This window comes from Novosphingobium sp. YAF33, from assembly GCF_052113265.1.
In the GTDB taxonomy this organism is placed as follows: domain Bacteria; phylum Pseudomonadota; class Alphaproteobacteria; order Sphingomonadales; family Sphingomonadaceae; genus Novosphingobium.
This window is the reverse complement of the sequence record NZ_JBFRCW010000001.1, coordinates 568755-595182: the sequence shown is the minus strand read 5'-3', so window position 1 is coordinate 595182 and position 26428 is coordinate 568755. Positions and strand designations below refer to the sequence as shown.

24 protein-coding genes are annotated in these 26428 nt (G+C 66.4%); 13 read left to right on the top strand and 11 right to left on the bottom strand.

What is annotated here, in order from left to right:
- Positions 1-34 precede the first annotated feature (34 nt).
- The 6 genes from AB4Z00_RS02775 to AB4Z00_RS02750 all read left to right on the top strand — a co-directional run bounded on the left by AB4Z00_RS02775 (position 35) and on the right by AB4Z00_RS02750 (position 9505).
- Entirely contained in the window at positions 35-1222 is a 1188-nt protein-coding gene (locus AB4Z00_RS02775; protein ID WP_314464086.1) for a glycosyltransferase, read from the top strand.
- Positions 1223-1935: 713 nt separating this feature from the next.
- A complete protein-coding gene (locus AB4Z00_RS02770) occupies positions 1936-3399 on the top strand; it encodes an O-antigen ligase family protein (protein WP_442044883.1) in 1464 nt (487 codons plus the stop codon).
- 64 nt (positions 3400-3463) lie between these two features.
- Positions 3464-5692: a GumC family protein gene (locus AB4Z00_RS02765; RefSeq protein ID WP_166675218.1), complete on the top strand. Its 2229-nt coding sequence runs from the start codon at positions 3464-3466 to the stop codon at positions 5690-5692.
- Between the two features lie 6 nt (positions 5693-5698).
- Positions 5699-6871 (top strand): hypothetical protein, encoded by a 1173-nt coding sequence (locus tag AB4Z00_RS02760; protein ID WP_442044882.1) that lies wholly within the window; start codon positions 5699-5701, stop codon positions 6869-6871.
- A gap of 193 nt (positions 6872-7064) precedes the next feature.
- Positions 7065-8435, top strand: a complete 1371-nt coding sequence (locus AB4Z00_RS02755; protein WP_442044881.1) for a UDP-glucose dehydrogenase family protein — start codon at positions 7065-7067, stop codon at positions 8433-8435.
- Between the two features lie 224 nt (positions 8436-8659).
- A complete protein-coding gene (locus tag AB4Z00_RS02750; protein WP_442044880.1) occupies positions 8660-9505 on the top strand; it encodes a hypothetical protein in 846 nt (281 codons plus the stop codon).
- 91 nt (positions 9506-9596) lie between these two features.
- On the opposite strand, the gene AB4Z00_RS02745 is transcribed toward AB4Z00_RS02750, so the two are convergent.
- The 4 genes from AB4Z00_RS02745 to otsB all read right to left on the bottom strand — a co-directional run bounded on the left by AB4Z00_RS02745 (position 9597) and on the right by otsB (position 14294).
- Positions 9597-9857 (bottom strand): hypothetical protein, encoded by a 261-nt coding sequence (locus AB4Z00_RS02745; RefSeq protein ID WP_314464080.1) that lies wholly within the window; start codon positions 9855-9857, stop codon positions 9597-9599.
- Between the two features lie 209 nt (positions 9858-10066).
- Entirely contained in the window at positions 10067-11485 is a 1419-nt protein-coding gene (otsA, locus tag AB4Z00_RS02740) for an alpha,alpha-trehalose-phosphate synthase (UDP-forming) (protein WP_132268399.1), read from the bottom strand.
- A 101-nt stretch (positions 11486-11586) separates the two neighbouring features.
- Positions 11587-13401 (bottom strand): glycoside hydrolase family 15 protein, encoded by a 1815-nt coding sequence (locus AB4Z00_RS02735; RefSeq protein ID WP_442044879.1) that lies wholly within the window; start codon positions 13399-13401, stop codon positions 11587-11589.
- Positions 13398-14294 carry a trehalose-phosphatase gene (gene otsB / locus AB4Z00_RS02730; RefSeq protein WP_442044878.1) on the bottom strand — a complete coding sequence of 299 codons (897 nt, stop codon included), beginning with the start codon at positions 14292-14294 and terminating at the stop codon, positions 13398-13400. Before otsB ends, AB4Z00_RS02735 begins: the two co-directional genes overlap by 4 nt.
- Positions 14295-14590: 296 nt before the next feature.
- Between otsB and AB4Z00_RS02725 the strand changes: the two genes are divergently transcribed.
- From AB4Z00_RS02725 to AB4Z00_RS02700, 6 genes are all read left to right on the top strand, one after another.
- Complete coding sequence (locus AB4Z00_RS02725; RefSeq protein WP_132268405.1) at positions 14591-15343, top strand: HAD-IIB family hydrolase; 753 nt, start codon at positions 14591-14593, stop codon at positions 15341-15343.
- 28 nt (positions 15344-15371) lie between these two features.
- Entirely contained in the window at positions 15372-15929 is a 558-nt protein-coding gene (locus AB4Z00_RS02720; RefSeq protein WP_442044877.1) for a hypothetical protein, read from the top strand.
- Between the two features lie 124 nt (positions 15930-16053).
- Positions 16054-16512: a Dps family protein gene (locus AB4Z00_RS02715; protein WP_132268409.1), complete on the top strand. Its 459-nt coding sequence runs from the start codon at positions 16054-16056 to the stop codon at positions 16510-16512.
- Positions 16513-16709: 197 nt separating this feature from the next.
- Positions 16710-17330, top strand: coding sequence for a 6-phosphogluconolactonase (locus AB4Z00_RS02710; protein ID WP_442044876.1), 621 nt, complete (start codon positions 16710-16712; stop codon positions 17328-17330).
- An 83-nt stretch (positions 17331-17413) separates the two neighbouring features.
- Positions 17414-17809, top strand: coding sequence for an NUDIX domain-containing protein (locus tag AB4Z00_RS02705; RefSeq protein ID WP_442044875.1), 396 nt, complete (start codon positions 17414-17416; stop codon positions 17807-17809).
- The gene (locus AB4Z00_RS02700) at positions 17799-18347 is read left to right on the top strand and encodes a GNAT family N-acetyltransferase (RefSeq protein WP_442044874.1); all 549 of its coding nucleotides are present in this window, start codon (positions 17799-17801) and stop codon (positions 18345-18347) included. Before AB4Z00_RS02705 ends, AB4Z00_RS02700 begins: the two co-directional genes overlap by 11 nt.
- Before the next feature lie 57 nt (positions 18348-18404).
- Here AB4Z00_RS02700 and dinB read toward each other — a convergent pair whose 3' ends face one another.
- A complete protein-coding gene (dinB, locus tag AB4Z00_RS02695) occupies positions 18405-19526 on the bottom strand; it encodes a DNA polymerase IV (RefSeq protein WP_314464071.1) in 1122 nt (373 codons plus the stop codon).
- Between the two features lie 136 nt (positions 19527-19662).
- Here dinB and AB4Z00_RS02690 point away from each other — a divergent pair, with 136 nt between their 5' ends.
- Entirely contained in the window at positions 19663-20922 is a 1260-nt protein-coding gene (locus AB4Z00_RS02690) for a multidrug effflux MFS transporter (protein WP_132268415.1), read from the top strand.
- A gap of 126 nt (positions 20923-21048) precedes the next feature.
- Here the strand turns inward: AB4Z00_RS02690 and AB4Z00_RS02685 are convergent, their stop codons facing one another.
- The 6 genes from AB4Z00_RS02685 to crtY form a co-directional block, all read right to left on the bottom strand.
- Complete coding sequence (locus AB4Z00_RS02685) at positions 21049-21198, bottom strand: lmo0937 family membrane protein (RefSeq protein WP_132268417.1); 150 nt, start codon at positions 21196-21198, stop codon at positions 21049-21051.
- Positions 21199-21622: 424 nt separating this feature from the next.
- Complete coding sequence (locus AB4Z00_RS02680) at positions 21623-22606, bottom strand: phytoene/squalene synthase family protein (RefSeq protein ID WP_132268759.1); 984 nt, start codon at positions 22604-22606, stop codon at positions 21623-21625.
- Positions 22607-22657: 51 nt separating this feature from the next.
- Positions 22658-23254, bottom strand: a complete 597-nt coding sequence (locus tag AB4Z00_RS02675; RefSeq protein WP_132268419.1) for a TIGR00730 family Rossman fold protein — start codon at positions 23252-23254, stop codon at positions 22658-22660.
- A gap of 3 nt (positions 23255-23257) precedes the next feature.
- On the bottom strand, positions 23258-23707 hold the full coding sequence (locus AB4Z00_RS02670; protein ID WP_132268421.1) for a hypothetical protein: 450 nt from the start codon (positions 23705-23707) through the stop codon (positions 23258-23260).
- Complete coding sequence (locus AB4Z00_RS02665) at positions 23704-25182, bottom strand: phytoene desaturase (RefSeq protein WP_134093969.1); 1479 nt, start codon at positions 25180-25182, stop codon at positions 23704-23706. The genes AB4Z00_RS02670 and AB4Z00_RS02665 overlap by 4 nt, the downstream gene beginning before the upstream one ends.
- The gene (gene crtY, locus AB4Z00_RS02660) at positions 25179-26384 is read right to left on the bottom strand and encodes a lycopene beta-cyclase CrtY (protein ID WP_442044871.1); all 1206 of its coding nucleotides are present in this window, start codon (positions 26382-26384) and stop codon (positions 25179-25181) included. Before crtY ends, AB4Z00_RS02665 begins: the two co-directional genes overlap by 4 nt.
- Positions 26385-26428 lie beyond the last annotated feature (44 nt).

Sequence of the window (26428 nt, the reverse complement as noted above, 5' to 3'; positions counted from 1 at the left end):
GTCCCGCCCCATCCTCGAAGGACCACTTACGCCCATGAAACATAGTGTTCCTGTCGCCGAAGCACCCCTGACAGGGAGCCCGGCGCTGATCCGCGGCGAGCGCATCGCGCTCGTCCATGACTGGATTCCCCTGATTGCCGGGGCGGAGCGCGTGCTTCAGCAAATGGCGCACTGCACGCCGGGCAGCGACATCTTCACGCTGTTCAACTTCCTTCCCGAGGAAGTCACGCGGGAGTTCTTCGGCGCCGATCACAGGATACAGACGTCCGGTCTCAACGATCTGCCGCTGGTGGAGCAGTATTACCGCTTCCTTCTGCTGCAATCGACCCGCGCGATCGAGGCGTTCGACCTGACCGAGCACGATGTCGTGCTCAGTTCCTCTGCGGCCCTGGCCAAGGGCGTGATAACCGGCCCGGGTCAGTTGCACGTCAGTTACGTCCACAGTCCTGCCCGTTATGCCTGGGATCTTACTCATGAGTATATCGCCACGGTCGGCGGCACGCTCGGCGGGCTGAAGCGGGCGGTTGCGCGCGAGATGATGCATCGGTTCCGGCTCTGGGACATGCGCACCGCGCAGAGCGTTGACCATTACCTGGCCAATTCGCAGTTCATTGCCCGGCGCATCTGGAAGATCTACCGCCGCGAGGCGCAAGTGATCTATCCGCCCGTCAATACCGGCAACTTCGTGCCGGGTACGGCATCGCGCGGCGATCATTTCGTCACCGCTTCGCGCCTGGTGCCCTACAAGCGCGTCGAGATGATCGTGGAGGCCTTCAATCGCCGCCCGGACCTGCGCCTGAGAGTGATCGGCGACGGGCCGGACATGAAGAAGATCCGCCAGATTGCCGGCTCCAATATCGAGATCCTGGGGCACGTCCCATTCGAGCAGTTGATCGCCGAATTCCAGACGGCGCGGGCGCTGGTCTTTGCGGCGCTGGAGGATTTCGGCATCGTTCCGGTCGAGGCACAGGCCTGCGGAACCCCGGTCGTGTGCCTGGGCAAAGGGGGGACGGCCGAGACCGTGCGGCCCCTGGGCAGCAGCGGGGCGACGGGCGTGTGGTTCGAGGATCAGACGGTCGAGAGCCTGGTCGCCGCAATCGACATGTTCGTCGAGGGCGAGGGCGATATCCGCGCCGAAGATTGTATCGCCAACGCCGCCAGCTTCGGTGAGGAACGGTTCCGCCAGCAGTATTCGGACTGCGTCAATAGTCTCATTAGCTGATCGACTTTACGGGATCTGTCTTCGCTACCAGTCGACAGATCCCGGACGCGCGCAAATTTGAACCGGGAGCGGCCTTCGTGGCGGCTCCCGGTTTTTCGCATCTGCGCAGGCGGTCGGCGTTAAGGCGCTGAAAAGCGTCGGCGAGAGGTTGGATAGCGCATTGCGAATCCACCGGATCGACAGGGAGCGAGGGGCTGCAATCGGTTTTACTGTCGACGCGATCCGGCGTCTTTCCGGCTACTGCGATGGAAAGGCTTGAAAGTGCGACGAGAGGGGCCGGATCGAGGGCAAATTCCCGGTTCGCAATTTGCCCTCCATTGTGCAGCGCGGTATGGTCGAAGAAGACGATTGACCTGTATAGCGCAGTTCCAGGAGGACTCATGACGCAGAGAGACGTGCAGCCCTTCGCCATCGCCAGCCGATTGCTGGCCGCTACTTCGCCTGGGAGCTGCAGTTAAGGAACGGGCTCTTTCAGGACTGCATGTGATGCGGTTCTTCTGAAATATCTCAGTATAAGTTCTGTCATTGTAATTCTTACCAGTCGAGTTGTTGATAGTAACGTCAGCCGGGTCGCAGACCGATGCCGACGGAATGCTCCATGGAAGCCCTTTCGATTGGGCGAGACTTGCGAAAGCAGACATTTTCGCATCCCGATCTGCAATCATAAGGAAGAAGCTCTGTCTGGGTCGTTAGCTGAGAAACGCACGGTCTTCGTGCCGAAAGCCCGTCCGGGAAGCCGCACGGTGCAGGCCGGAATCCTCGTTCTGGTCGGACTGCTGTTCGGCGGCGGCGGGTCCGGCGCGGGTCTGGCCAACCTGGTCGTCCAGCTTGCAGGCCTGGCGATCCTAACCATTAACGGTCCGGCCGTGGCCGCTTTCTTCCGCACTGCTCCGCGCGGGCTCGTCGTGCTGGTGGCGCTGACGCTGCTTCTGCCGCTGCTCCAGCTGGTGCCGCTGCCGCCCGCGATCTGGCAGGCGCTGCCGGGCAGGGAATTCGTGGGGCAATCGCTCGACCTCACCGGCGGCAGCGATGTTTGGATGCCGTTCTCGCTCGACCCCAATCGCACGGCCATCGCCTTCTTCGCGCTCTTGCCAGCGCTCGCGATTCTCGTCCTCGCCTGGCAACTGGGGCGCGAAGACAAGCGCCAGTTGCTCATGCTGGTGGTCGCTTGCGGGCTGATCGTCGTGCTGCTCGGCGCCCAGCAACTGGCCACCGGCAATCGCCACCTCGTCTTCTACGCCGAGACTATCGGCTCGCCCGATCTCCAGGGCACTTTCGCCAACCGCAACACCGGCGGGCTCATGCTCGACATCGCATTGGTGGCGCTGGTGGCGGTGTTCCCGCTGCGGCAGATCCGCGCGATCTGGACGCTGGGCGGCATGGCGACCGCGGTGCTGCTGATCGTGGGCGTCGTGCTCACCCGCTCGCGCACGAGCATGCTGCTTCTGCTGGTGCCCGCCGCGCTGGCCGCCTGGCGCTGGGTGCGCTGGCGCCGGCCGACCCTGACCCGCCGAACCGCGATCGCGGTGGGCGCCGTGGTGCTGGTCCTGGCAGGCGCAGCCAGCCTGCTGGCGAACAACCAGCGCGTGCAGAGCGCGTTCGGACGCTTCGACGCGGTGGAGGACGAGCAGCGCCCGCTGATCTGGAAGGACACCGTGGCTGCATCGCGTCGGTACTGGCCGGTCGGCAGCGGGATCGGCTCCTTCGACGATGTGTTCCAGGCCGACGAGGCCCTGGAAAACCTCAGCTATGGCCGCGCCCAGCGTGCGCATGACGACTTCCTGGAGGCCACGCTGGAATCCGGCCTGGTGGGCATTGCGCTGGTGCTGGGCTGGGCCTTCGTGCTCGGACGGCTTGGCGTGGCGGCGCTGCGCCGCGGCGGCATCGGACTGGCAGGCGTGGGCACGTTCGCGCTGGTCGCGCTTCAGTCGATCACCGACTACCCGCTGCGCAGCCAGACCCTGCTCTGCCTTTTCGCGCTGATGGCCGCGGTGCTGATCGGCGCGGAGCGGGACGAGGCCGAAAGTCGCCGCGGCGCGCCTGAACAGGGGGGTAAGAAGGGCGCCAGAAGCCGGCCGGCCGGCAGGTCTGGAAGCAGGGGCACAGGCGGGCGTGGGGGCCGGTCCGGGCAGGAGGACGGCTTGACTGCCTTCGCCCCTTCAGAACGGGTTTCCTGAACCTATGAACGAACTTCGGGTCAATAACCGCTCGCGTGGAAACAATAGGATGGCGGGACATATCTTGAACGATGCTTTTCTCGATCGGGTCGGTCTCGAAGGCCCCTCTCACGGATTTCCCCAAGGGGCTTCCCATGGCGAGCTTTACGGCGAGGAATCCGGGCCGGACCTGACCGCGCTGCTCAAGACCATCATGGGGATGGTCCGCCGCAACATCGCGCTGATCGCGGCCATCGTGGCGGCAACGCTGGTGCTGGGCGTGATCGTCACGCTGCTGATCGCGCCGCGCTACAGCGCAGGCGTGCGCGTGCTGATCGAGGACCAGGCCGACCAGATCATCGAGGGCAGCGAGCTTCAGAAGGTCACCAACGTCCAGGACGCCGAGCGCTTCCTGCAGACCCAGCTCGGCATCATCCAGAGCCGCTCGCTGGCCGAAAGCGTGGTCGAAAGCGGCCGGCTCGATCGTGATCCCGCCTTCTACGAAGCGATGGGCACCGACATGCCGACGCAGGAAGACGTGCTGAAATCGGGCGGGACCAAGAAGCTGGACCAGCTTCGCAAGGAAAGCGCCATCGATTCGCTGCTCGGCAGCCTGACCGTGACGCTGCCGCCCGACAGCCGGATCGTCAGCATCAGCGTCAGCAGCCGCAGCCCCGGTTATTCCGCCAAGCTGGCGCAGCTCTATGGCGAGCGCTACATGGAGCGGAATCTCAACCAGAAGTACGACAGTTCCTCCTACGCCCGGCGTTTCCTGGCCGACCAGCTGGACGAGGCGCGCGCCAAGGTCACTCAGTCCGAGCGCGATCTCAACCAGTATGCCAGCGCCGCGGGCCTGATCCGCGTGACCAGCCAGGGGCAGGACGGCAACCAGGAATCGGTGCTTTCCGTCACCAACAACACGCTGGTCCAGCTCAACGATGCGGCGGCCAAGGCCACGGCGGACCGCATCGCCGCGCAGGATCGCTGGCTGACGCTGGCCAAGGCCGCGCCGCTGGCCATTCCCGAAGTCAACGCCAACCCGGCCGTCTCCACGCTCCTGGCCGAGAAGGCCAAGGTCGAGGCGGACCTTGCCGAGGAACGCACCCGCCACCTCGACGATTTCACCACGGTGAAGTCGAAGCAGGCGGAAATCGCCGAATACGAGAGCCGCATCGGCGCCATCTCGGATTCCATCAAGAAGTCGGCCTATCTCGAATACAAGTCGTCGCAGGAGCGCGAGAAGTCGTTCTCGGGCCAGGTCGAATCGCTGCGCGGCGAAGCGCTCAAGGAGCAGGACCGCGGCGTTCAGCTGGCCGTGCTGAAGCGCATCGCCGATACCAACAAGACGCTCTACGACACCCTGCTCTCGCGCTACAATCAGCTCAACGCCACGGCCGGGGCCTCGTCCAACAACCTGACGCTGGTCGACGGCGCGGAAGTGCCCGCCAAGCCCTACTCGCCGCGTCTGCTGGTCAATATCGTCGCCTCGCTGGTGCTTGGCCTGGTGCTGGCCGCCGGTGCGGTGCTGCTGCGCGAGATCTTCGACGATGCGATCCGCTCGCCCGAAGATGTCGAGCGCAAGCTGGGCATGCCGCTGCTGGGCCTGATCCCGCTGGAGAAGGGGGGCGATGTCGCCAGCCACTTCGACGACCGCCGCTCGCGGGTGAGCGAGGCCTATCGCTCGCTGGTCACCAACTTGCGCTATTCCACCGCGACCGGCCTGCCGGAAGTGCTCATGGTCACCAGTTCGCGCGAATCCGAGGGCAAGTCCACGACCGCCCGCGCGGTGGCGCACGACATTGCCGTGCTCGGCAAGCGGGTGCTGCTGGTGGACGCCGACTTGCGGCGCCCAACGCTGCACAACTTCATGAGCGACCGGAAGGCCACGGGCCTGACCGACGTGCTGACCGGCGAAAAGACCTTCGATGCGGCCCTGCAGCCCACCGAGGTCGCCAGCCTCAGCTACATGTCGGCACTGCCCGCGCCGCCGGATCCCGCGCTGATCCTCTCGGGCGAGGGGCTGCCGCACTTCATGGAGGAAGCGCGCCGCAAGTTCGACGTGGTGGTGATCGACTCCCCGCCGCTGCTGGGCCTTTCCGATGCGGCGCTGCTGGCCAACCATGCGGACGGCGTGTTGTTCATGGTCGATGCCTCCAGTTTCCATCGCGGAGCGGTGAAATCCGCGCTGCGCCGCCTGGCCCTGATCAAGGCCAACATGCTGGGCGTGGTGCTCAACCGCTTCGACCCCAAGGTGGGCGGAGAGGACTACAACTACTATGCCGCGAGCTATTACAGCTACGGCGAAAAGGACTGACGCGGGATGACCTCGCTGATCGGTCGCACGGCGTGGATCGCCATCCTGGCCCTGGCCGCCATCGTGGCGGTGGGCGTGGAGATGGACCGGGAAGGGCGGCGCAATTTCGCCGTGGCCCAGCTTGTAGCCCGCTTCGTGCCGGCCTCGCTCCAGTCTTCCTCGCTGGAATCGCTGGCTCACGAGGCTTACGACAGCGGCGATGCGGCAAGGGGTGTGGCACTGTCGCAAGCCTTCGTGCGCCGCCGTCCGGTTCCTTCGGAAGGGCTGGCGCTGCTCGCTTACGGGCAGCTTCAAAAGGGTGAGCAGGACGCCGCGCTGCGTTCGGTGGTCCTGGCGGGCGATCGGGGCTGGCGCGACCGCTTCACGCAGGAGACGCTGGTCATGCTGGCGCTCCAGGCCGAGGAATGGAGCATCGCCGCCCAGCGCACCGTGGCGCTCTGGCGGATCGGGCTCAACGACGATCGCCTCAAGGACATGACCGCCGACCTGCTTTCGCGCCCTCAGGGGGTGGATGCCTTCGCCGCGCAAGTGGGCCAGGAGAAGTACTGGGCCAACGCCTTCCTGCCCTGGGCCGGTACCGCGATCAGGCCCGAGGCGCTGAAAACGGTGGCCTCCACCATGGCCCGCAAGGGCGCCAGGGTGGACTGCGCCGCGCTTTCCCCGCGCACGCTGATGCTGGTCCGCTCCGGCCGCGCCGAAGCGGCGTCGATCCTGTGGCAGAACCTCTGCGCGAATGGACACTTCACACGGGCCGCCGATTTCGCCTTCCGCGAAGACCTGGGAGACGGCGCGCCGATCGGACCGTTCGACTGGCAATATCCCGAGGAATCCGGGCTGGATCGCAGCTTCACCGGCAGCAAGGCGGGCACTGTCCTGCATTACCGCAACCGCGAGCCGCTGCGCAGCGTGATCGCCAAGCGCAATGCGCTGCTGGCACCGGGCAACTACCGCGCCCGGATGGACGGGGCTGCTCATGCGGAAGCGGGCTTCCGGCCCATCGTCCTCCAGATCGTCTGCTATGCCGAGGATGGCACGGCGCGGCGTCTCGGCGATGCGGAAATGACCTCAGGCTCTACCGTTTTCTTCATTCCGGACACGTTCTGCGCGAGCCAGGAACTCGTGATCCTCTCCGGCCGGGGCGAAGGCGAGATCGGCAGGCTGGAGATCGACCCGGCCTAGAGCGCCTTTTCGATGTGATGGTCCCGGCCCGGCGTCTTGCCAGGTTTTCCGCTTCGGAAAGGAACGACCCTGATGGGGCGAAACCGCCAAGTCGAGAGAGAATTCGGTTAAGTACCTGCCCGAATGGCTGACTTGCCGACCGGGCGGGGGACAAGGATAACTTCCCCAAAGTTCATAAGGAAATGGAAGCGCCATGAAGATTGCGATGGTAGGTTCGGGCTACGTCGGCCTTGTCTCGGGTGCCTGTTTTGCCGATTTCGGCCATGAAGTGGTCTGCATCGACAAGGACGAGACCAAGATCCAGCGGCTGCTCCACGGCATGATGCCGATCTACGAGCCGGGCCTTGCCGAACTGGTGGAATCCAATGTGGCCGCCAAGCGCCTTTCGTTCACCACCGACCTGGCCGAAGGCATTGCCGGCGCGCAGGCGATCTTCATTGCCGTGGGCACGCCTTCGCGGCGCGGTGACGGCCATGCCGACCTCTCCTACGTCTACGCCGTGGCGCAGGAAGTGGGCGAGCACCTTTCCGGCGATGCCGTGATCGTCACCAAGTCGACCGTGCCGGTGGGCACTGGCGACGAAGTGGAACGCATCATCCGCGAATGCAATCCGCCGCACCGCGTTGCCGTGGTCTCCAACCCGGAATTCCTGCGCGAAGGCGCTGCCATCGGCGACTTCAAGCGGCCCGACCGCATCGTCATCGGCGCCGAGGACGATTTCGGCCGCGATGTCATGCGCGAGGTCTACCGCCCGCTGTTCCTCAACGAATCGCCGATCCTCTTCGTCAGCCGCCGCTCGTCGGAACTGACCAAATATGCCGCCAACGCCTTCCTGGCCGTGAAGATCACCTTCATCAACGAGATGGCCGATCTTTGCGAGAAAGTGGGCGGCAACGTGCAGGACGTGGCGCGGGGCATCGGCCTCGACAACCGCATCGGTGGCAAGTTCCTCCATGCCGGACCCGGCTATGGCGGCTCCTGCTTCCCCAAGGATACCCTGGCCCTGCTCAAGACGGCGGAGGACTACGACAGCCCGGTCCGCATCGTCGAGGCGGTGGTCAAGGTCAACGATGCCCGCAAGCGCGCCATGGGCCGCAAGGTGGTGGATGCCCTGGGCGGCGTGGACGAAGCGCGCGGCAAGCGCGTGGCCATGCTCGGCCTGACCTTCAAGCCCAATACCGACGACATGCGCGATTCGCCGTCGATCGCCATTGCCCAGACGCTGGCCGATGCCGGGGTGACCGTGGCCGCCTACGATCCCGAAGGCATGGAGCAGGCCCGCCCGCTGATGCCCGAAGTGGAGATGAAGGAAGATCCCTACGCCGCGATCGAAGGCGCCGACGCCGTCGTCCTGGTGACCGAATGGGACGCTTTCCGCGCGCTCGACCTTGTCCGCATCAAGGCCATCGCCAAGGCGCCGGTGCTGGTCGACTTGCGCAATGTCTACAAGCCCGAGCATGTCCAGGAAGCGGGCTTCACCTACCTCTCGGTAGGACGCGGCACGCGTCCCAAGGAAAAGATCCGGAACGACGGGGAACAGGCACCCAGCCCCGTGCCGGCCTGATGCGTTTCGCCTGAGTTGCCACCGGCCGAACCCGGATCCGAGCCAGTCTCGGGTCCGGGCCAGGTTCGGGCCCGATGTCTGTCATCCGGGCCGGCATTCTTTCGGCAGAGCACATCCCTTGCCATTGGACAGCCTCCGGCGCGGGCCATGGACCATGTTCTTCAAGGCGTCGTGATGCCTTGCACCATGCGGAATCTGTCGTCGTTCGAAGGGGAACCAGTCCGATGTCGCTCGTCAGGATATCCATGCCCATGCTGGCGCTGGTTCTTGCCCTTTCGGCACAAGCGGCCGGGGCGCAAGCGCCGCAAGGCCTGGCCGATCTCGTCGGTGCCCGCGCCGCGGGCGGCGAAACAGAGCTGCGCGCCCGCGGCTACGAAATCGTCAAGGCCGAGAAAAGCGACGACCGCAGCTACACTTACTGGTGGAGCGCTTCCCGGTCGCAGTGCCTTTCGGTCGCGACGAAGGAGGGGCGTTACGATTCGATCGTTGCCACCCCGGCGCCGGACTGCGGACGCAGCGCCCGCAGCGGGAATGACCGCGACCGCTCGGCCTATCACCCCGATATCGGCTACAACGCCGCCGCCCCCTCATCGCAGCGCCAATCGCCCAGCTACGTCCAGGACCGCGACCGCTATCAGGTGGAGGGCCAGAACGTGGACCTCGGGCTGGTCTGCTTCGGGGACGGCACCCGCCCCGGCATGGCCACGAGCTACGGCTGGACGTGGAACAGCCGCACCGAGCGATACGACTACGGCAATCGCACGGAGATGACGGGGCAGCAGTTCGACGCATCGCTGATGGTGCAGCTCTGGTCCGGCGGTGGGCGCATCCGCCTGCCGAAAAAGCTGGTCCCGCCGATCAACAGCCGGGGGCAGGACGGCTGGTGGGACCTTTACGATGTGGAGCAGGGGCCGGACATGATCCGTGCCAGGTATCGGCTCAACGGGCTGAACAAGCCGCAGGTCACCATCGACCGCCGCAGCGGCCGGATCAGCGTGCAGGGCACCGCGCCTTATGCTTTCAGCGGTATCTGCGATCTGGTGGATGGCAGCGATCACCGCCGCTTCTGAAGCCCTGCGGTAATTCCGGGAGGGTTTGGCGCGGCGATGAACCGCGCCGATCCTGGCGTCTCTCAGTCTTGCGGGCGTCTCGTCCGCCCCATCAGATCAGGGCGAAGTGCTGCACGATCTGCCGGTCCAGCGGCTCGGCGAAGCGGACGGAAAGGCTGCGCGAATCGCGCCGCGTGGCCGTGGCCGCGAACGGGCCTATGGCGCCGATCCAGAGCGTGAGATCGCCCTCGATGCTGGCGGCCGGGGCATCGGTCTCCACGGCGCAGCCAAGGCTGGCGAGATCGGAAATGCGCACCGCGGTGGAACCGCCAGCGCTGACGCACTCGCCATAGAGAGTCGTATTCATCGTCATTCTAGTGCCTGTTCTTCTTGGGTCCGGTTTCCCGGATCCCTTTCTGGTCATCCTGCAGCCCGCGGCTTTGCCGCGTGACCTTGCGGAGTCGCCTCCGCATTTCCCTTTCTAGCGAGTTTAGAGGTCAGATTGGTGGCAGGCGAGTTACGTTTCGCAAATGACAGGCGATTTCATGATGGACGACCGTTCTTCCGGGTCGAACTGAAACGTCAGGCCACTTCGTCCTGCCTGGTCGTGCTGGTCCGCTGCGGGGGCTTGCCTTCCAGCGCTTTCACGAAATCCTCGCGCCAGCGCTGGACGTCATTGTCGCGCACGGAGGCGAGCAGCTTGGCGTGGCGTTTGCGGCGTTCGGCCAGCGGCATGTCGAGCGCCTTGCGAATTGTTTCCGCAACGTGCTCGATCGAGTGGGGATTGACCTGGAGTGCGTCCTTCAGCTGATGCGCGGCGCCCGCGAACTGCGAAAGGATGAGCACGCCGGGGTTCTCGGGATCCTGCGCCGCGATATATTCCTTGGCGACGAGGTTCATCCCGTCGCGCAGAGGCGTGACGAGGCCGATGTCCGCCGCGCGGTAGAACCCGGCGAGCTGGTCGCGCGGATAGCCGCGGTTGACGTAGCGGATCGGCACGAAGGCGACATCGGCATAAGCGCCGTTGATGTGCCCGGTCTTGCGCTCCAGGTCCTCGCGGATCTGCTGATAGCTGGCGACGTCCCCGCGCGAGGGGGGCGCGATCTGGAGCAGCACGGCCTTGCCCGCATCGTCCGGGTTGTCGGCCAGGAAACGACCGAAAGCCTCGAAGCGCTCGCCAAGGCCCTTCGAATAGTCGAGTCGGTCGACGCCGATCAGGATCTTGCGGCCGCGCACGCTGGACTTCAGCCGGTCATGCGCTTCCTTGGCCCCCGGGCCGGCGGCGGATTCGGTGAATTCCGCGAAGTCGATGCCGATCGGGAAGGCGCGGGCGATGATCTTGCGGCCCTGGTACTCGACGGAATTGTCGAGATTGACCTTCAGGCCCATTTCCTTCTGCACATAGTGCAGGAAGCTTTCCAGCCATTCGGTGTTCTGGAAACCGATCACGTCGTATTCCAGCATCGAGGCCACGAGGCGTTCGTGGAACGGCAGCGAGACCAGCAGGCGCGTGGGCGGCCAGGGCGTGTGGAGGAACAGGCCCATGCGGTTCTTCACGCCCTTTTCGCGCAGCTGCGAGCCGAGCGGGAGGAGGTGATAGTCGTGGACCCAGACCAGATCCTCGTTCTCGATCAGCGGCAGCACCGAATCGGCGAAGCGGGCATTCACCCGTTCATAGCCTTCGCCGAAATTGCGGTCGTATTCGGTCAGGTCGATGCGGTAGTGGAACAAGGGCCAGAGCGTGCGATTGGCATAACCGTTGTAGTATTCCTCGATATCCTGCGGTTCGAGGTCGATCGTGGCGGTGGTGATGCCGTCGTTGCGCTGCATGTCGAGGTGGCCGGTGAAGTCCTCGGTCTCCTGCCCGGACCAGCCGAACCATATGCCGCCATGTTCGCGAAGTGCGGAGTTGAGCGCCACCGCGAGCCCTCCCTGCGCCCCGGCGGCCCCAGCCGCCTTGGGAACCGAGACCCGGTTCGAGATGACGATCAGTCTACCCATTTACATTCCCCTGTGACGCGTCCGCGAGCACGGAGCGGACGCGTTTTGCGGGACCGGCGAGCATTCCGCGAAATTCGCCTGAAGCAAATTTCGAAACGGACTCAGCGCCAGTCCCGCCAAGACCGGGACAGTTGCCCGGCACAATTGATGATACCTACTAGCGAATAGGTCTGCGGAAAGTTCCCCCACAGCTCGCCGGTCTCGAAATCCATGTCCTCGGAAAGCAGGCCGGAGCGGGTGCGGTGGTTGAGCATGGCCTCGAACAGGCGGCGTGCCTCTTCGTCCTGGCCGCTGCGGTGGAGCGCCTCGATCAGCCAGAAGGTGCAGATGTTGAAGGCGGTTTCGGGCAGGCCGAAATCGTCCTCGCTATCGTAGCGCAGCATGTGTTCGCCGCGGCGCAGGGCCTTCTGCACCGCCTGGAGCGTGGCCTGGAACCGCGGATCGTCGGCATCGACGTAGCGCAGCTCGACCATCTGCAGCAGGCTGGCGTCGAGCTGGGATCCGCCGAAGCTGGCGGCATAGTGGCCCCCGGCACCGCCATCGTCGAAGTCGGCGCCCTCGACCGCGTGCCAGGCATGTTCGTCGATGTTCTTGCGCACGGTGGCCGCACGCTCACGCCAGATTGCGGCGCGGTCCTGCAGTTCCAGGAACTCGGCGGCATTGGCCAGGCGGTCGCAGGCGGCCCAGCTCATGACGCTGCTATAAGTATGCACGGCCGTGCGGGTGCGCAGTTCCCAAAGTCCGGCGTCGGGCTGGTCGTGAGTCTTCCAGGCCATTTCGCCCACTTGTTCCAGGCTGGCGAAATCCTCGTGCGTGGCGATGCGCAGCAGGCGCTGGTCGGAAAACGCCTGAATCGCGGGCAGGACGATCTGCCCGTAGCAGTCGTTCTGGACCTGGTAATAAGCCGCATTGCCGATGCGCACCGGACCCATGCCGCGGTAGCCTGCCAGGTCCGGCGCTTCCCATTCGATGATCTCGCGTCCGCCGCTCACCGCATAGAGCGGCTGGATCGCGCCGCCCTCGGCATCGTCGATGATGTTGCGCAAGTAGGAGAGGTATTTCTCGAGCACGTCCAGCGCGCCCAGGTGGTTGAGGGCCTGGACCGTGTAATAGGCGTCGCGGATCCAGCAATAGCGGTAGTCCCAATTGCGCTGGCTGCCCGGCGCTTCGGGAATCGAGGTGGTGAGCGCGGCGACGATCGCGCCGGTTTCCTCGTGCTGGCAGAGCTTGAGCGTGATCGCGGCGCGGATCACCGCGTCCTGCCAGTCCAGCGGGGTGGCCAGCCCGCGCACCCAGAGCCGCCAGTAGTCGCCGGTGTGGCGCAGCATCGATTCCAGCTCGTGCTCGATATCGCCGGTGAAGGGCTCGTCCGGGCCGAGGAAGAAGTGCTGGGTGGTTTCGAGCCGGTAGTAGCGCTCGTCCAAGACGTAGCCCACCGGGGCATTGGTGGTGAGCCGCAGGGTGTTGCGCTCCACCAGGTAGCGGATGTGGTTGGAGCCGCGCGTGACGGGCGCGAGCTGCGCGCCGTAGCCGCTCATCGGCGTCAGCACCGTGCGGATGCGGGGCGATCCGCTGACCGGGCGAACGATGCGCGCATAGGCGACAGGGCGATAGGTCCGGCTCGAGCGTTCGAACCGAGGGCAGAAGTCGATGACTTCCACCACCCCGCCGCCCGCGTCTTCCAGCCGGGTGATCAGGATCGGTGTGTTGCGCGAATAGCGCTGGGTGACCGAGACCTGGTTTTCCAGTTCGAAGCGCCAGGTGCCGGCGTCCTGCCCTTCCGCGCCGCGGAGCAAGGCGCAGAACGTGGGGTCTCCATCGACCCGGGGAACGCAGCCCCAGACGAGGGCGCCGCTGGTGTCGATCAGGCCGGAGACCTGGCAATTGCCGATGGGCCAGAGTTCGAGCGAGCTCATGCCGGGCTGTTCTCCCTATTCGAATGTGAAGCGTGGTCGGGCGTGGCGCCCGCGAGCCAGTCGTGCACGGCGGGTACACCGTCCAGCCGCCAGCGGGCGAGAGTCCGGCGCATCGGCCCGACAAGAATTCCTGCGCCGCCGAGCCGGGTCACGGCCGCGAAAGCGTCCTCGTCGGTCACGTCATCGCCTGCGAAGAGCGGCCTGGCACCGGCGAACGGCGCCATTTGCATGAAACGATCGACCGCGCTGCCCTTGTCGGAACCGGGCATCGACAGTTCGATCACCTGCTTGCCGTGCTTCAGTTTCAGGCCGAACGCCTCGCCGGTCTCGGCCGCGCAGGCGAGCAGGGCGGGCATGGCTTCGGGCCGGCGGCGGTAATGGACGGCGATGCTGAACGGCTTCGGCTCCACCAGCAGGTCGCCATGGGCCCGGGCAAAGTCCGAAAGGCGCTGCGCGACCACGGGGGGCAGGGGCTGGGCGAGCGGGACGACATCGCGGGTGCCCGCGGCCCGAAACTCGCCGCCATGCGATCCGGCGACCGCCACGTCGAGCGGCCCGAGCATGGCTTCCAGCGCATCGAGCGAACGCCCGGTCACGATCGCGAAGCGTCCGTCCAGGCGCTGCGACAGGCGCGCGATCCTTTTCGGCAGGTCGGGGGGGACGATCACCCCGTCGGGATGGTCGGCAATCTCGACGAGCGTGCCGTCGAAGTCGAGGAACAGCGCAATCGGTTCATCCGCGTCCAGGAGAGCGGGGACGACCTTGGCTTCCGTGTCGAAGGCTTCCGTGTCGAATTCCGGGCGAAATCCGGGCGTCAGAGGAGGAGGAGGCGGCAGATCGCGCGGAATTGCGCCATGTTCCGCCAGCGATGGACTTTCGCGTGGATCGGTCATTACGTTCAGTCTTGCACCTTCGAAAGAGGATGGCCACCCCTCTTGCGGCGAAACTTGCGCCGGATCGGCCGAATGTCGCAGTGCAACGAACGGTCGTCTCCAGGGTTCCAAACCGGCCCGAGAGCGCGTTCCGAAGACGGGCGAAAACAGGTGCATTTTGGCGCCAAGAGGCTGCGGTTCATGGAATTTTCCGCACAAGTCGCAGAAATTGTCATCGTATTGGCGCAGGAACACGATTTCCTTCTCCCGCCGTTGATGGCAGGGCGCTCTCACACGCAAATGCGAAAAGGCATGGAATGAAGCAGATCATCGCATTCGATCTCGACGGAACCCTGGCGCTGAGCAAGCAGCCGCTGACCGAAGAGATGGCGCAGCTCATGGCCGGACTGCTGGAAGTGGCGCAAGTCGCCGTGATTTCCGGTGGCGACTGGCCCCAGTTCGACAAGCAGGTGGCCAGCCGCCTGCCCGCCCATGCCGACCGTTCGCGGCTCTGGCTGATGCCGACCAGCGGCGCCAAGCTTTACGTCCACAAGGATGAGGCCTGGACCCCGGTCTACGCCGAACTGTTCACCGACGAACAGAAGCGCGAGATTCTGGAGGCTTTCGACGCCTCGCTCGCCGCCACCGGCTTCACCCCGGAAGAAACCTGGGGCGAACGGATCGAGGATCGCGGCAGCCAGATCACCTTCTCGGCGCTCGGCCAGCAGGCCCCGCTCGAAGCCAAGGAAGTCTGGGATCCCGACTTCGCCAAGCGCAAGGTGATCCAGGCCGACCTGGTGAAGCGCTTGCCCGGCGTTTCGGTGAATCTTGGCGGCGCCACTTCGGTGGACGTCACCCAGCCCGGTGTCGACAAGGCCTGGGGCCTCAAGCGCCTGGCCGAGCACAGCGGCGTGGCCGAGGCCGACATGCTGTTCATCGGTGATGCCATCTTCCCGGGCGGCAACGACTATCCGGCGAAGGCCATGGGCCTCGACACGATCTGCGTGCGCGATGCCGGTGATACCGCCAATGTGATCGCGGCGATCATCGCCTGCCAGAAGGCGGGCTGACGGCAACGCCTCCCGCGCGAACCGGCGGGTGCCTGCCTTCTACCTGACGCTGATCGCGGTCCTGCTCGCCGGTTTCGGCGCGCGGGACCAGGTCACGATCGCCGGTCTTGCCGCGCGGCAGGGGCGGCGGCCGGGTGTCCTGCTGGTCGCCCTGCTGAGCGCGGTGCTCACCGCCGCCTTCGCTGCCTGGCTGGCGGGGCTGATGCTGGCGGAACTGCCGCCACCGGCGCGGGCCATATTCGCCGGCATGGCGCTCGGGCTGGCGGGACTGGAATCGCTGGTCCTCGTGCCGCGCCGCCGCCCGGCCGAGCCGACCAATTCGCTGGGCGCGCTGCTGCTGGTGCTGCTCGCCAACCAGGCGACCGACGCGGCCCGCGTCCTGATATTCGGCATGGGCGTGGRCATGGCGGCGCCGCTGGCTTCCGGTGCGGCCGGTGCCGTGGGCGGGGCCGTGCTGGCCGCAGCGGCCTGGGCTGGCCCTCATCTTCTCGATCTTGCCGCCTTGCGCTGGGTCCGGCGGATCGTCGGGCTTGGCCTGCTTGCGGCGGCGCTGGTTCTGTTCCTGCGGGAATTTTCGATACTCTGATCGGAAATTGATCGTGAACCGGGGGTTCAATTCCGCGTTCACAAATCTACATAAGACATCGAGGGCCAGGGCCAGATCGCCAAGGCCGGCATGCAACGTCACACAGCAATTGGGGAACCACGGCATGACATCCAAGGACAATTCCAGGGCCGCTCTGATCGACAGCCTGAACGGGCTGCTGGCCGACACCTTCGCGCTCTACATCAAGACGAAGAACTTCCACTGGCACGTCCGCGGCCCGCAGTTCCATGACCTGCACTTGCTGTTCGACACCCAGGCCGGCGAGATCTTCGGCCTGACCGACCTCATTGCCGAGCGCGTTCGCAAGCTGGGCGGCACCACCATGACCTCGATCGGCTCGATCGCCGCGAAGACCTCGGTCGCGAACCAGGACGATACCGGCCTGGATGCGATGGGCATGGTCAAGGAACTGTTCGAAGACAACAGCGCCTATGTCGCCGCGCTCAAGTCCACCAAGGAACTGGCCGGCGAAGCGGGCGACAACGCCACGGACGGCATTATCGACGACTGGACCGACCAGGCCGAGCAGCGCGCCTGGTTCCTGCGCGAAATTCTCGCCTGACAGGAATGAGGGGCCACCCGCCTGCGGGCTGGCCCTTTCCGGCGCGGAAACGCCGTCCCTTTGCGGGTCCGTTCCGGAAGCAGGATGGCGTCGCTCCCCACCGGGGGCGGCGCCGTTCGCGTTTAAAGGGTCCGCCGCCGGGAGCTGGACGCAAGCTCCCTCTCGCGCAATCGGCAAAACCGGCTTAAGCAACGCGGATGCCGAAACTCGAACTCATCGAAGGCGCCGACGATGGCGCCATCGCCGCCTGGTTTGCCGAGCGCCTCAGGGCCGCGCTGGCGACCAGCCCGGACGACATCGCGATCACCGTCCCCGGCGGCTCCACCCCGTTCCCGATCTTCGACCGGCTGGCGGCGATGGACCTGCCCTGGCACCGCATCGCGGTCTGGCCGGGAGACGACCGCATCGTCGACGAGGATCATGCCGCCAGCAATGTCGGCAAGATCCGCGCCCGCCTGGAGCCGGTCGGCGCACGGATCGTGCCGCTGACCGAAGAGGCCCAGCCGCCGCACTTTGCCATCGCCTGGCTGGGCATGGGCGGGGACGGGCACATCGCTTCGCTCTTTCCCAACACGGACCCGCAGGTCGACGATCCCCACGCGGTCCGCCGGATCACCCCCGACCCACTGCCGCCCGAAGCGCCGTTCGACCGCCTGAGCCTGACGATCCCGGCGCTGACCGACAGCGACGAGATCGTCTTCGTGATCCGCGGTGCCGACAAGCGCGCCGTGTTCGACGCCGCGATCCAGGGCGAGCATGACCTGCCCGTCGCCCGGCTGCTGCGCGCGGCCCGGCACAAGGTGACCTGCTTCTGCTGAACGGCCTGCTGAACCTGCTCCCGGCGTCGCTGCACCGGACGCTCTACCGCCTGGCCCACTGGGGCCGCAGGCAGGTGTGGCGGGTGCGGCGCCCGCGTCTCGACGGCGTGCGGGTGCTCGCGCTCGATGCCGGGGGACGGGTGCTGCTGGTGCGACATTCCTACGGCTCGGGCAAATGGATGCCGCCGGGCGGCGGTCTCAACCGGGGCGAGGAGGCGGTCACGGCGGCGCGGCGCGAATTGCTGGAGGAAACCGGCTGCACGCTGGCCGATGCGCGGCTGCTCATGGTCGCCACCGAGGACCTCGTGGGCGCGAGCAATCACGTCCACATCGTCGCGGGCTGGACGCAGGACAGCCCGCATGTCGATGGCCGCGAGATCGTCGAGGCCCGTTTCTTCGCCCTCGATGCCTTGCCGTCACGGATGGCGGCGCGGCTTCCGGGCGAGTTGCAGCTGTGGGTGTCCGAATATGCGCGATGACCGGGTGGAGGGCGCCGAGGCTGCGCCGATCGGCCTCGAAACGGAGCGGCTCCTGCTGAGACGCCCGATCCGCTCCGATTTCGAGCCGATGCGCCAGATGTTCTGCGATCCGCAGGTCGTTACCCATATCGGCGGATCTCCGCTTTGTCGTGCCGAGGCCTGGGCGCGGTTCCAGCGCGATGTCGGGCACTGGACGCTCGAAGGCTTCGGCCAGTTCACGGTGCTGGAGAAGGCGTCGGGCCGTTATGTCGGCAAGCTCGGCCATGCCCGCTTCATGCGCGACTTGGGCGCGCGGGCGGAAACCGAGGTGGAAATGACATGGACCCTGGCCTCCGGCTTCCACGGGCAGGGCTATGCCGCCGAGGCCGGCCGCGCGGCGCTTGAATGGTTCGATGCGCACGGGGCGCGGCGCACGGCCTGCATCGTCGCGGAAGCGAATCTGGCGTCGCTGAAGCTGGCGGAAAAACTGGGCTACCGCGAGATCGACCGGCTGCCGGGCGCCAGTGGCGCGCGGGTCGTGCTGGTGCGCGAAGAGTGACGGGGGGCGGGGGTGACGGGGGGCCGGGACGACCGTCCGGCCAGATCGCGTCTTCTGCTAGAGTAGCGGCAATTGCCCATCCTTGGGCGGCCGGCTGTCTTCCTCGCCGCGTTCCAGCGCCGAAAGCGTCAGGCCCATCAGCCGGATCGGCTGGGGCAGGGGCAGCAGCTCCTCCAGCAGCGCATGGCCGAGGGCGGAGAATTCCGCCTTGTCCGCCACGAAATGGTGCAGCGAACGCGCGCGGGTGAGCGTCTGGAAATCGGCGTAGCGCAGCTTCAGCGTGACCGTGCGGCCGCGGGCCTCGGCGCGCTGCACCCGCTCCCAGACGATGTCGACGATATTGCCGAGCGTCTCGCGCAGGGCCTCGGTGCCCTGGATGTTGTCGAAGAACGTGCGCTCGCCCCCTACCGACTTGCGCGGGCGATTGGCGCGCACTTGCCGCAGGTCCACCCCGCGCGCGGCCTGGTAGAGGTATTCCGCGAAGCTGCCGAACTGTGCGCGCAGGAAGCCGATGTCCCGGGCGCGCAGGTCCGCGCCGGTCTCTATGCCGAGCCGTGCCATCTTCTCGGCCCCGCGCGGGCCCACGCCGTGGAAACGGCGCACCGGCAGGACGGCCACGAACTGGGCGCCCTGGCCGGGGCGGATCACGCAGAGCCCGTCGGGCTTGTTCTGGTCGCTGGCGAGCTTGGCCAGGAACTTGTTGTAGGAAACCCCGGCGCTGGCGGTCAGGCCGGTTTCCGCCTTGATGCGCCGGCGGATCTCCTCGGCGATGCGGGTGGCGGAGCCGATGCCCTTGAGATCGGCGGTGACGTCGAGATAGGCTTCGTCCAGCGAGAGCGGTTCGACATGCGGGGTATAGTCGTGGAAGATCGCGCGGATCTGCTGGCTCACCTCGCGGTAGACCTCGAAGCGGGGCTTGCGGAAGATCAGGTCCGGGCAGAGCCGCGCCGCCCGGGCCGAGGGCATGGCCGAACGGACGCCGAAAGTGCGCGCCTCGTAGCTGGCCGCGGCCACCACCCCGCGCAGCGAGGAGCCGCCCACCGCCACCGGCTTGCCGCGCAGGGCGGGATCGTCGCGCTGTTCCACGCTGGCGTAGAAGGCGTCCATGTCGACATGGATGACCTTGCGCAGGCCGTCCGCTTCGTCCCCGGCGGCCGATTCGGTTTCGTGCGCTGCCATCATGGTCCTATAGGCCGCGGCGATATAGGCCGTATACGTCCAAGAGCAGGGACCGGCAAAAGCACGGGCCGGTAAAAGCATGAGCCAAGGCGCGAAAAAGCTGGCCAGTCCGGTCCAAGTGCTGCATGCGCCGGGGATGACCTCCGACACAGCGAATCCCGCGCCGTTTCCGATGCGGGGGGTCGAGTTCGTCGTCCTCATGGCCGCGCTGCAGGCTCTCCAGGCGCTCTCGATCGATATCATGTTGCCCGCTCTGGGCGAGATCAGCCGCGACCTTTCGGTCGTCGATCCCAATCAGCGACAGCTGATCGTAGGGGTGTTCCTGATCTGCACGGGCCTCGGCTCGCTGTTTCCCGGCGCTATCGCCGACCGTTACGGACGCCGGCCGGTGCTGCTCTTCGCAATTGCCGCCTATGTCCTGAGCGCGCTGGCCTGCGCGGTGGTGACCACGTTCCCGATGATGCTGGCCGCTCGCGCCGTGGCGGGGCTGTGCACTTCGGCGCTGATGGTCATGCCGATGACGGTCATTCGCGATCGCTTCGAGGGCGACCGGATGGCGAGCATGCAATCGCTGGTGTCGATGACGTTCATGGTCGTGCCGATGATCGCGCCGATGGTGGGGCAGGGCGTGATGCTGGTGGCGGGATGGCGCTGGATATTCGGCCTGATCAGCGTGCTGGGCACGTGCGTCTGCATCTGGACGGCGCTGCGCCTGCCCGAGACGCTGCACCCCGACTACCGGCAGGAAATCCGGCCCAGGGTGATAGCCACCAACATGGCGCTCACCCTGCGCACGCGTGAGGCCGTGGGCTATCTCTTCGGCGTGGGCTTCGTGCAGGGCGCGATGTTCGGCTATATCAACAGCGCGCAGCAGCTGGTGGCCGAGCACTTCGGCGCCGGCTTCTTCTTCCCCGCGGTGTTCGGCGGCATGGCGCTGGTCATGGCCTCCACCAACTTCGTCAATTCGCGGATCGTGCAGCGCTACGGCGCGCGGCGCGTCTCGCAGACGGCGCTGTTCGGCTATATCGCCAGCTCCGTGCTGCACTTCTTCCTCGCTCTCGAGGGCGAGACGCTGTGGGTCTTCATTCCGCTGATGACCTTCTCGATGTGCATGATGAGCTTCATCGGCTCGAACTTCCAGTCGATCGCGATCCAGCCTTTCGCGCGCACGGCGGGGGCGGCGGCCTCGATCATGTCGTTCGTGCGGATGGTGATGGGCGCCGTGCTGGGCGCGCTGATCGGGCAGGCCTATGACGGCACGCCCCGGCCGATCCTGGCATCGATGGTGGCAGCAGGGCTGACGGCGCTGATCTTCGTGCTCTATTCCGAGCGCGGCAGGCTGTTCCGCCGCCTCAACTATCCTCCCGGCTATTACGCGCCCGGCAAGCGTCCCTGAGACGCGGCCGTCCCGCGCTTAGTCGGCGCCGGACATGAAAAAGCGATCCGGGGCGCCTGGCCCCGGATCGCTTTTTCGTGCCGTCCGCCTCACTTGTGGCAAGGCGGAGCGATCACCGTGTCGGTACTAGACCGCTCGGCCGCCGCGGAAGAGCTGGACGAGGCCGACGACGATCGCGATGACCAGCAGGACGTGGATCAGCGCGCTCGATACGTGGAATACCACGAAGCCGAGGAGCCAGAGGACCAGCAGAATGGCGGCAATGGTGAAGAGCATGGCGGTTCTCCCTAATTGTTACAAATTGTGAAACGCACCGGGGGGCGGGAGGCTCCCACCGGTTCGCCGTAGTTTTCATATGTTTCATGGCGCTTGGCGCGAATCCGGGCAGGATCGGGCCAGGCAACGGTTCGTCTCAGGCGCGGCGCGGGCGGCAGATTGGCAGGGGTGCTCCGGTTGTCCGCCGGGGCAAGTCGCGGCATGGTCTCCCTGCGACCGCGAATCGCCCTTGGGCGCATCTCGCCGCGAGTTCCTCGGGTCCACCGCATATCGTTCCGCAGAGCCGCAAGGTCGGCCGCGACGTCCAGCAAGCCGGAGCCTTCGGGCTTTCGTTTTCCCGGATCGGCTGTGGCCCTGTCACGCGCAAGGCAGGTATGGCCCCGGCTTTCTCGGTGGATGGCCGTGCGGCCCATCCCCCCGTTCATCAAGTCTTGGCCAGGGCTCTCAATTGCCGCCGCGAGAGAGCGGGGCGGGGCGCGTCCCCTGCCGCGTCGGACAGCCTGCGCGCTTCTTCGAGCGCCGACCAGACATGAGTCAGCTTCTCGCCGCGCGAGGTGCTGACGCGGTGATCCCAGGCATGGGCGCCGAGACGTTCGACTTCGCGGGCGATGCCGCCGTAGATATTGGCTGCCGAGAGCACGGCCCAGCGCTGGCGGAAAGCCAGGCGCGTCGCGCCCACTCTGGCGGAGCTTTCGTAGTCCCGCGCGAGGGCGCAGGCGCGGGCCACCATCGGCACCAGTACCGCCCGGTAGTGCGGCTTGGTCACTTCGCCGGGCGGAATGTCCGCCTCCACCAGCCATTCGATCGGCAGGTAGCAGCGCCCCTGTGCGTCGTCTTCCCAGAGATCGCGGACGATATTGGCGATCTGGAAGGCGATGCCGAGGTCGCAGGCGCGGTCCAGCGTATCGTCGTCATCGGGGGCGACGCCCATGACCGCGGCCATCATCACGCCCACCGCGCCGGCGACGTGATAGCAATAGCGCAGCATGTCCGCCTGTGTCCGCGGGCGCCAGTCGGCCGCGTCGAGTGCGAAACCGGCCAGGACGTCCTCGACCATGGCGTCCGTCAGCGGCACTTCGCGCGCCAGTTGGCCGAGTGCGTCGAAGGCAGGCGTTCCGGTGGTTTCGCCTGCCATCGCCAGTTCGGTTAGGGTGCGGATCGTCGCCAGCCGGTCCTCGGGCGAGAGCCGGGTGCCGAGCCGCACCGGCCCGGTGGCGCGGCCATGATCCTGCTCGTCGGCAATGTCGTCGCAGGCGCGGCACCAGGCGTAGAGCAGCCAGACGCGCTCGCGCGTCTCGCGGTCGAACAGGCGGCTGGCGGCGGAGAAACTCTTTGATCCCTTGCGGATGGAGCGGTGGGCCTCCTTGACGAGGCGGGCACGATCGAGCGCCACCCCGCCCTGGAGCATGCCGTTCCGGGCCGCGGTTTCGAGGAGGTTGTCAGTCGCCACCCGCAACCCTCACAGCGTGTCCGGGTCCATCCTGACGATCGGGACGATCGGCTCGTGGGCCTCCATGCGTTCGAGCAGGAGGTCGAGTTCGGTCTCGGCCAGGATGATGCCCTGGTGGGCCGGGCGCACGAAGCCGACTTCGGCCATGTGGCGGTTGAAAGCCAGCAGCCCGTCGTAGAAGCCGAAGGAATTGAGCACGCCCACTGGCTTGTCGTGATAGCCGAGCTGGGCCCAGCTTACCGCTTCCCACAGCTCGTCCATGGTGCCCACGCCGCCGGGCAGCACCAGGAATGCGTCGGACAGGCGCGTGAACTCGGCCTTGCGCTCGTGCATGGTCTTGACGACGTGAAGCTCGGTGCAGTCGTGATTGGCCACTTCGCCGCCCTTGCCGCCGGCGCCGGTGAGGGCCTCGGGGATCACGCCGATCACTTCGCCGCCCTGTTCGAGCGCGCCGGCAGCCACGGCGCCCATCAGGCCCAGGCGGCCGCCGCCGTAGACGACGCCGATGCCGCGTGCGGCAAGGGCCGAGCCTACGTCGCGGGCAAGCTGGACGTAGCGGGGATCGGCGGGGGTGGCGGAGCCGCAGTAGACGGCGATGCGTTTCATGACTCAGGTAGCCTTCAGTTGTACCCGCGCGCCGTCCGGCAGATCGCGGGTCTGCCGGGCGAGGTCGCCGGTCAGGTAGATCAGGTCGACGAGGTCGATCCGGACCAGGTTTTCATGCCCATAGTCGCCGGACAGGATCGCGGAAAGCGTCCGGCTATAGACTTCCCCCAGGACCGTCAGGCCAAGCCGCTGCGTGGCCGCATCGACCAGCGCATCGGCGCGCCAGATGGCCTTGGTTTCGGGTAGCGCCATGTGGCGCCGCGCCGCGGATTCGTCTCCCAGAGGAGTCACGGCCAGGATATCGGGATCGACGTAGTGGAACGTTCCCTTGCGGTCGATCGCCAGCAGGTGCCCCATCAGGCTCTGGCCGGCGATCTCGGCGAAGTCCACGCCGGTCCAGCCCCAGGCCAGGTTCAGGGCGTGGAGCGCCCTGGCCGGCTCGGCTACCGTCATTTCAACCCTTCCAGCATCAGCTTCGCAGTCGCCTTGGCCGAACCGACGACGCCGGGAATGCCCGCGCCGGGATGGCAGCCGGCACCCACCAAGTAGAAGTTCTTCAGCTTGTCGTCGCGGTTGTGGCCGCGGAAATAGGCGCTCTGGGTCAGCAGCGGTTCGAGGCTGAAGCCGTTGCCGTTATAGGCGCCAAGGTCGCTTTCGAAGTCCGGCGGGGCGTAGTGGAAGCTGGTGACGATGCGGTCGTCGATGTCCGGGATCAGCCTGCGGCCGACTTCGGCCAGGATCCGCTTTTCCAGGATCGGGCCCACTTCCGCCCAGTCGATCGGCAGCTTGCCCATGTTGGCCACGGGGACCAGCGCGTAGAACGTGCTCTTGCCCGCCGGGGCCATCGACGGGTCGGTGACGGTCGGGTGATGGAGGTAGATCGAGAAGTCGCGCGGCAGCACGCCATGCTCGAAGATGTCGTCGAGCAGGCCCTTGTAGCGCGGGCCGAACAGGATCGTATGGTGCGGGATGCCGGGCCAGGTGCCTTCCAGGCCGAAATGGACCACGAAGAGGCTGGGGGAGAAGCGCTTCTTCTTCAGCTTGTGCGCCATGTCCTGCCCGCGCTGGTTGCCCGAGAGCAGCTCGCGGTAGGTATGCATGATGTCGCCATTGCTGGCGATCGCGTCGAAGCGCTGCTTCCAGCCGCTTTCGGTCTCGACCTCGGTGACCTGATCGCCCAGCGTGTGGATCTGCACCACCTTTTCGCCGAGGCGCAGCGTTCCGCCCAGCCGCTCGAACAGGCGGGCCATGCCTTGCGCCAGCTTGTTGGTGCCGCCCCGCGCCCACCAGACCCCGCCGTCCTTTTCCAGCTTGTGGATCAGGGCGTAGATCGCGCTGGTGGTCATCGGGTTGCCGCCCACCAGCAGGGTGTGGAACGAGAGCGCCTGGCGCAGGTGCTCGTCTTTCACATAGTGGCTGACCATCGAATAGACCGAGCGCCACGCCTGGTAGCGGGCCAGCGCCGGGGCGGCCTTCACCATGCTGGAGAAATCGAGGAATGCCTCGTGCCCCAGCTTGACGTAGCCTTCCTGGTAGACCCCGGCGGCGTAGCGCACGAATTCGTCGTAGCCCGCCGCATCGCGCGGGGCGACGCGGGCGATCTCGCGGCGCAGGGCCACTTCGTCGTTCGAATAGTCGAAGGTGACGCCGTCGGTCCAGTTGAGCCGGTAGAACGGCATGACCGGCATCAGGTCGACGTCGTCCGCCATGTCCTGCGAGGAGAGCGTCCACAGTTCGCGCAGGGCATCGGGATCGGTGATGACGGTGGGGCCGGCGTCGAAGGTGAAGCCCTCGCGCTCCCAGACGTAGGCGCGGCCGCCCACTTTGTCGCGCGCTTCCACCAGCGTGGTCTCGATGCCGGAGGTTTGCAGCCGGATGGCAAGGGAGAGACCGCCGAAGCCGGCGCCGATGACACAGGCCTTCTTCATCGGTTACGGCTTTCGGTTGCGGGCGCAAGGTCCGCCAGCGGATAGCCGCGTCCAGCAAGGCTGGCCATCGCCGCGCCCAGTGGCACCGGCGGCTTGCCCGCCAGCACACGCGCCATGTCGGCCAGGGCGGGACGGCCCGCGTAGAAGCGCTCGATCAGCGTTTCGGGAAGGGTGTAGAACCGCGCGAGCACGGCCCGGCGTTCCTCCGGGCGCGCGGCCCCGAACAGCATGCGCGTCAACATCCGGTAAAAGCGCCCCCCGCGCCAGTGATTTGCGGCCCATGCATGACTCGTCCTTCCTAGGCTGTCGCCGGAGAGGTTGTCGAGAGTGGTCAGGTGCATGGCAAATCTTACAGCATCGGGAAAGGAATAGGATGTCATCGGGTTAAGCAGAGCGGCGCGCGTTCCGGCCCGGGCAACGGATGGATCCGGAGCGCAGTTCCAGAACTTCTCGAAATCGCCGCCCGCGATGACCGGCAGCACGCCCGTCTCCTCATAGGTGACGGAATCGACATGCCAACCCATGCCCAGGGCGTAATCCCCCACGCGCTGGCGCAAGGCGGCGGTATCGAGCCGGTGGTCGCTGGAATAATAGGTGTCCTCGACGAAGACCTCGCGCGCGCCGAAAGGCAGGCAATAGACGAAACGGTAGCCGTCGAGCTGGTCGACGCGGGCATCCATCACCACCGGCCGTTCCAGGCCGTGCGGCACCGAAAGATGCAGCATCTGGCCAAGGAACTTCTGCCAGCCCCCCGCCATATGGGGCAAGCCGTGCGTGCCGCGCGCGTCGATCACCGCCCGGGCATTCAGGCGCCGGCCATCGGCCAGCACGACGTGCTGCGGGCCGGCTTCGGCCACGGTCACGCCGGTGAGCAGGGCCTCGGCGGGCAGGGCGGCGCGGACCATCATGTCCAGCCGCTGGCTGGTCACGCTGGCATAAGGCGTGGCCAGCATCCGCGAGTAGCCGGGAAAGTGGACGTCGTAGCCGCTCCAGCGCCGGGCGATCAGCGGCTCTACCAGGTCGCGGTGCGCGGGCGCCACGTCGGTCTCGAAGAAGGACCAGACATGGTCCCCGCCCAGCCGGTCTTCCCGCTCCACGAGGAGGACGCGCAAGTCCGGCCTGTGCCGCGCCATGGCGAGCGCGATCAGCGATCCGGCGAGGCCGCCGCCCAAAATTGCCAGATCGGAGGAAAAAGTGGCCATCGGAGTACCGTTTAAGGACAGGTTATGCCTGCCGCAACTTGGCA

Excerpts from the sequence above, each read along its gene's own strand:
- AB4Z00_RS02690 (WP_132268415.1), top strand. The coding sequence starts at position 19,663 with ATGACCTCCGACACAGCGAATCCCGCGCCGTTTCCGATGCGGGGGGTC.
- AB4Z00_RS02665 (WP_134093969.1), bottom strand. The coding sequence starts at position 25,182 with ATGAAGAAGGCCTGTGTCATCGGCGCCGGCTTCGGCGGTCTCTCCCTT.
- crtY (WP_442044871.1), bottom strand. The coding sequence starts at position 26,384 with ATGGCCACTTTTTCCTCCGATCTGGCAATTTTGGGCGGCGGCCTCGCC.
- AB4Z00_RS02745 (WP_314464080.1), bottom strand. The coding sequence starts at position 9,857 with ATGACGATGAATACGACTCTCTATGGCGAGTGCGTCAGCGCTGGCGGT.
- AB4Z00_RS02725 (WP_132268405.1), top strand. The coding sequence starts at position 14,591 with ATGAAGCAGATCATCGCATTCGATCTCGACGGAACCCTGGCGCTGAGC.
- otsA (WP_132268399.1), bottom strand. The coding sequence starts at position 11,485 with ATGGGTAGACTGATCGTCATCTCGAACCGGGTCTCGGTTCCCAAGGCG.
- AB4Z00_RS02670 (WP_132268421.1), bottom strand. The coding sequence starts at position 23,707 with ATGACGGTAGCCGAGCCGGCCAGGGCGCTCCACGCCCTGAACCTGGCC.
- AB4Z00_RS02675 (WP_132268419.1), bottom strand. The coding sequence starts at position 23,254 with ATGAAACGCATCGCCGTCTACTGCGGCTCCGCCACCCCCGCCGATCCC.
- AB4Z00_RS02760 (WP_442044882.1), top strand. The coding sequence starts at position 5,699 with ATGACCTCGCTGATCGGTCGCACGGCGTGGATCGCCATCCTGGCCCTG.
- AB4Z00_RS02750 (WP_442044880.1), top strand. The coding sequence starts at position 8,660 with ATGTCGCTCGTCAGGATATCCATGCCCATGCTGGCGCTGGTTCTTGCC.
- AB4Z00_RS02755 (WP_442044881.1), top strand. The coding sequence starts at position 7,065 with ATGAAGATTGCGATGGTAGGTTCGGGCTACGTCGGCCTTGTCTCGGGT.
- AB4Z00_RS02775 (WP_314464086.1), top strand. The coding sequence starts at position 35 with ATGAAACATAGTGTTCCTGTCGCCGAAGCACCCCTGACAGGGAGCCCG.
- AB4Z00_RS02685 (WP_132268417.1), bottom strand. The coding sequence starts at position 21,198 with ATGCTCTTCACCATTGCCGCCATTCTGCTGGTCCTCTGGCTCCTCGGC.
- otsB (WP_442044878.1), bottom strand. The coding sequence starts at position 14,294 with ATGACCGATCCACGCGAAAGTCCATCGCTGGCGGAACATGGCGCAATT.
- AB4Z00_RS02680 (WP_132268759.1), bottom strand. The coding sequence starts at position 22,606 with ATGCTCCAGGGCGGGGTGGCGCTCGATCGTGCCCGCCTCGTCAAGGAG.
- dinB (WP_314464071.1), bottom strand. The coding sequence starts at position 19,526 with ATGGCAGCGCACGAAACCGAATCGGCCGCCGGGGACGAAGCGGACGGC.
- AB4Z00_RS02715 (WP_132268409.1), top strand. The coding sequence starts at position 16,054 with ATGACATCCAAGGACAATTCCAGGGCCGCTCTGATCGACAGCCTGAAC.
- AB4Z00_RS02710 (WP_442044876.1), top strand. The coding sequence starts at position 16,710 with ATGCCGAAACTCGAACTCATCGAAGGCGCCGACGATGGCGCCATCGCC.
- AB4Z00_RS02700 (WP_442044874.1), top strand. The coding sequence starts at position 17,799 with ATGCGCGATGACCGGGTGGAGGGCGCCGAGGCTGCGCCGATCGGCCTC.
- AB4Z00_RS02735 (WP_442044879.1), bottom strand. The coding sequence starts at position 13,401 with ATGAGCTCGCTCGAACTCTGGCCCATCGGCAATTGCCAGGTCTCCGGC.